General features: G+C 62.7%; 4 protein-coding genes and 1 tRNA gene. 1 reads left to right on the forward strand and 4 read right to left on the reverse strand.

Translation table 11 applies throughout. The features are described from left to right. On the reverse strand, positions 1 to 1,020 hold a 1,020-nt coding region (locus EOA86_RS24325), incomplete at its 3' end, for a phosphomannomutase/phosphoglucomutase (protein WP_128343991.1). 203 nt (positions 1,021 to 1,223) lie between these two features. Here EOA86_RS24325 and EOA86_RS24330 point away from each other — a divergent pair. Then, positions 1,224 to 1,300 (forward strand) — tRNA-Pro (locus EOA86_RS24330). 43 nt (positions 1,301 to 1,343) lie between these two features. On the opposite strand, the gene EOA86_RS24335 is transcribed toward EOA86_RS24330, so the two are convergent. The 3 genes from EOA86_RS24335 to EOA86_RS24345 form a co-directional block, all read right to left on the reverse strand. Further along, positions 1,344 to 2,168 (reverse strand): galactosyl transferase, encoded by an 825-nt coding sequence (locus tag EOA86_RS24335; RefSeq protein ID WP_128343993.1) that lies wholly within the window; start codon positions 2,166 to 2,168, stop codon positions 1,344 to 1,346. Positions 2,169 to 2,203: 35 nt separating this feature from the next. Beyond that, positions 2,204 to 3,202, reverse strand: a complete 999-nt coding sequence (locus EOA86_RS24340; protein WP_128343995.1) for a polysaccharide pyruvyl transferase family protein — start codon at positions 3,200 to 3,202, stop codon at positions 2,204 to 2,206. 61 nt (positions 3,203 to 3,263) lie between these two features. Next, positions 3,264 to 4,276 (reverse strand): oligosaccharide flippase family protein (locus tag EOA86_RS24345; RefSeq protein WP_128343997.1); only part of this gene is annotated, 1,013 nt, incomplete at its 5' end.

Below are 4,276 nucleotides of genomic sequence, written 5' to 3' on the forward strand. Positions count from 1 at the left end.
GCGCCGTTTTATGTAGGAGTGGCCGGTCTTCCAATAGTCGGTGACGGCGCCATCGGCACGCAGGGCGGCGTCGGTGTTGAACAATCCGGTCGACTTGACGTCGACGACGAAGGTCGAGCCGGGATGCAGTCGCGCGATGTCGCGGGCGAGCATGACGCCGACCTTGTCGGCGAAGATCTCGTTGCCTTCATTGTCGACCACGCCGCAGCGGTCGCCATCGCCGTCGAAGCCAAGCCCGACGTCGGCTCCCGTTTCCAGCACCTTGTCGCGGATGGCGTGCAGCATCTTCATGTCTTCGGGATTTGGATTATAGTTCGGAAACGTATGGTCGAGCTCGACATCGAGCGCAATCACCTCGCAGCCGATCCGTTCCAGCGCTTCCGGTGCAAAGGCGCCGGCGGTGCCGTTGCCGCAGGCGGCGACCACCTTGAGCTTTCTCGCTATGCGCTTGTCCCGGGTCAGGTCGTCCAGATAGGTTTTGCGGAAATCCGCAACGAAGTCATAGCAGCCGCCGCCGACAAGGTCGAAGTCGCCGGCAAGGACGATCGTCTTCAATGCGCTCATTTCCTCCGGACCGAAGGTCAAGGGGCGCGCCGCCCCCATCTTGACGCCGCTCCAGCCGTTTTCGTTGTGAGAAGCGGTGACCATGGCCACGGACGGCGTATCGAGCGCGAACTGGGCGAAATAGGCCATCGGCGACAGCGCCAGCCCGATATCCTTAACTCGCGCGCCGGCGGCCATCAGCCCGGAAACCAGCGCCAGCTTGATCGCAAGCGAATAGGAGCGGAAATCATGACCGGTCACGATGTCCGGGCCGGCGCCCAGGCGCCGGATCAGCGTGCCGAGCCCCATGCCCAGCGCCTGGACACCGATCAGGTTAAGCTCAGGCGGCTCCGCAGAGCCAGGATGGCCGAACCACCAGCGCGCATCATACTCACGAAAGCCGGACGCCTTGATCAGCGCCGAGGTTTCAAACTCGAAGGTGTTGGGACGGGCTTCGCTAACGATCTTCAGGGGCAAGACAGCAACTCCAAGCGGCTGGAATCAGGGTGTTTCGAGGCGGGTGGCCGATACCTATTACACGAGCCTTTATGCAGTGTTTATCGCGCAGGAAACTGAAACCTGTATGACCTTAAGGCGAAAGCGGAAGAAATGCGACAGAAGCGCCGCCATTGGCGCTTGCAGGAACGAAGTGCCACGGCTATAAGCCCGCGGTCTGGTCACGGAGTGTAGCGCAGCCTGGTAGCGCACATCGTTCGGGACGATGGGGTCGCAGGTTCAAATCCTGCCACTCCGACCAGAAGCTCCTCTCCTCTCCCATCAAGTTGGCCTGCCCGGGGTGATCATGTATCCCGGCGAACAGCGGTTTTGCCGAAGAACTCGCGTTTCGCGGCCTCACCGACCAGCCGCAGCCGTGAGGCATTGCGAAGCAGTCGCCTGGGTCGTTTGAGCGCGCCCCAGTTCAGGAAATACTTGGCCATGATACCGGGCGTCCTGCTGTGCGAGCCGGCATGGGCGACGCGATAGACGGCGCCGCGAAACGGCAGCGTCGCCAGAGGCGTACCGCGCTCGGCCAGAATGTCTGCAATCCGGATATGACTGCCGAGCATCGACTTCATCCAGTCGGGAGAGGCATCCCCGTAACGGTCGGGCAGACCATAGAGGTCCGACCGGATTATCAATGACGTCCCGCAAAGATGGTTAAAGTCGTCATAGCCGAGCAGGAGCTTGCCGCCGTCGTCCCAGACATAGCCGCGGTCGATGGTCCATCCGTTTGCGTTTCGGTTCTCCGACACGTGCTGGACAAGGCGGGCGCTCACGAAATCGTCGTCGTCGACGATCATGAAGAAGCGGCTGTCGCGTGCCCGCAGCATGCCCTTCAGCACGCGGCGGCCCTTGTCGACGCGGAAGGCGTCGTAGAAGTCCTCCTTGCTCACCCCACCGCGCTCATGCGCATCGTTTGGCGGAAAGGTCACGCGTTCGACACTGAAGCGCTCGGGGAGATTTGGCAGATCGGCGCCCTCGTTTGCGACGATGATGCCCCGCCAGTCGTCGTTGGTCTGGCTCGATATCGAGCGAACCGTCTGGGCGAGATTCGCCTTGAGCCTGCTCCAGTCGCGCGCATTGTCCTGGTGGCGCACGGGAATGATGAAGGTGACGAGTGTCATCTCAACCTCAGCAAATGTCTTCTGCGTGCCAAAGATCAGGCGGCGACAGCGGCTGCCTGCCGCGCCCAGCCGATCCCGTCGTCGAGCGAGGTCGCCTTGTAGGAAAGGTCGGATCCGCCCGAGAATGCCGCCATGAACCGCCGTATCTTGCCGTAGCTGTTGTCGAGGACCGCATGCGGCCGACCGATCAGCAGCGAGCAGATATGGACGTGCAGGCGATCGGTGACGATCGCACGCCCGCGCGAAATCTGCCGGATGCCTCGCCGGAAGCGATTGTGCGCGGCCGCGTCCAGCTTGCGCAGCCGCACCTCTGCCGGCTTGAGCGCCAGTAGCGCGGAGGCAGCACCAATCGCCTTGGCGATGCGCACCTGCCGCGCAGATTCGGTGATCCAGTCCTCCATCGGAATGTCGGGGTAGGCCGAGCGATCCGCGTCACCTGCCTTCTCGAGGTCCGCCCTCAACATCGCCAGCACCGGAAACTCGGATGCTTCCGGTTCGAGCGCGCCGATGCAGAATGCCATATCTGGGCAAAGCCGCACCTCGCAATCGAAGTGCTTCTCCGCGAATGCCTTCGATTCCTCGTCGCGCACCAGGAGAACAAAGTTCTTGTGCCCGCCGATGATGCGCGCGCTCCTTTCCCGGCGCTCCTGCGACTTGTAGTGAATCGATTGCGGAAACTGGATGATCCGGCGGTTGGGGAATTGCTCGAGTACGCGCTCGCGGAAATCCTGATGCGTGATCCAGAGGTCGCCGAAATTGCCGCCGCCATGGATGAAGATCGGTCCAGTCGGGACGGCCCGTTCGAGATCCTCCGCCGAGAAGTCGCGCATGCGCGAGACATAGGCCGGCCGCTTGTCGTAGCGGTCTTTCAGGTAGGCCATCTCGCCGAGCCAGATGGCTGAGTCGCCGCAATTGCGGATATCCGGAAAGTCGAGGATCGCCAGCGGCTCGTCCGCCCGGACATAGTCCTTCAGGCAGTCATGGATCATGTCCTGCAACCTGTCGATCAGAACCGGAGGCGTTTCCACTGGCATTCCTCTTCCTCCATCTGGCCGACCGTTCGGCTCGTGTTGCAGCAAATCCGACGTGCTAGATTCAGCCATGGCGAACCTTCGACAGTATCTTGCCCAAGATGTTCAGGATTTCCCGCTCGGGGCCATCGGGCCGCTTCATCGACAGCCATAACCCGAAGCTCGACCCGCAATAGAGGACCGCGCCCAACGGAACGAGGATCGCCAGCTGCCAAGCAAGCCCCACGCTGTCGTTCGCCGCGGGCAGCCAGGTCGAGGCGAACAAGACGCCCGCGGCCATGATCGCGATGCTTGCGAGCGCGCGCCCGTTGGCCGCCAGCTGCTCCAGCACCGTGACGCCGATGAAGTGCTTGACCAGCACCATGTTGACGAGCGCTCCGAGCAGTCCGGTGAACACTCGGCTGTAGATGACACCTTCGAGCCCGTAGAGCATGAGGGCGCCGAAGATGATCGGTACGCGGACGAACAGCATCTGCGTGTCCCGGACGAATAGAAGCCTCGTCTTGCCCTTCGCCATGCCGAGCGGCTGCACCAGCGAGCCCAGCGTCTGCAGGGCGTACACCGAGGCGAGCGACTGGATGATGAAGATTGCCGGCGCCCATTTTTCACCCAGCGTCAGCCTGACCAGGGGATCGGCGATCACCGCAACGCCGATGCCGGCAGGAAGCGCGATCGCGGCGACAAGTGCCTGGACGCGCTGATAGGCGGCGGCGAGGCGGCCTGGGTCGTCGCGAATTGTGGCGAAGCTCGGGTAGATCGTCTGGGTGAGCGGCGCCGTCGCCTCGCGTGTCGGCAGGCGGGCGAGATTGCTGCCGAAGGTATAGTAGCCAAGCTGCGCATTGCCGAGCACCTTGCCGATCAGCAGGTGGTCGAAGCGCCAGTTGAGCGTGTTGACGATCTGGCCGGCCGTCAACCAGGCCGAGAAAGAGAAGAACTCCCGCATGTGCTTGAAGACGATCCTCGGGCGGAACGGCACCACCAGATAGGAGGTGACGAGATAGGTCGCCTGGCTCACGAGGGTCCCCACCACGAGGGCCCAGTAGCTGTGGAAGATTATCGCGATGGCCACCGCCACGA

It is taken from the genome of Mesorhizobium sp. M5C.F.Ca.IN.020.32.2.1 (assembly GCF_004023105.1).
GTDB lineage: Bacteria > Pseudomonadota > Alphaproteobacteria > Rhizobiales > Rhizobiaceae > Mesorhizobium > Mesorhizobium wenxiniae.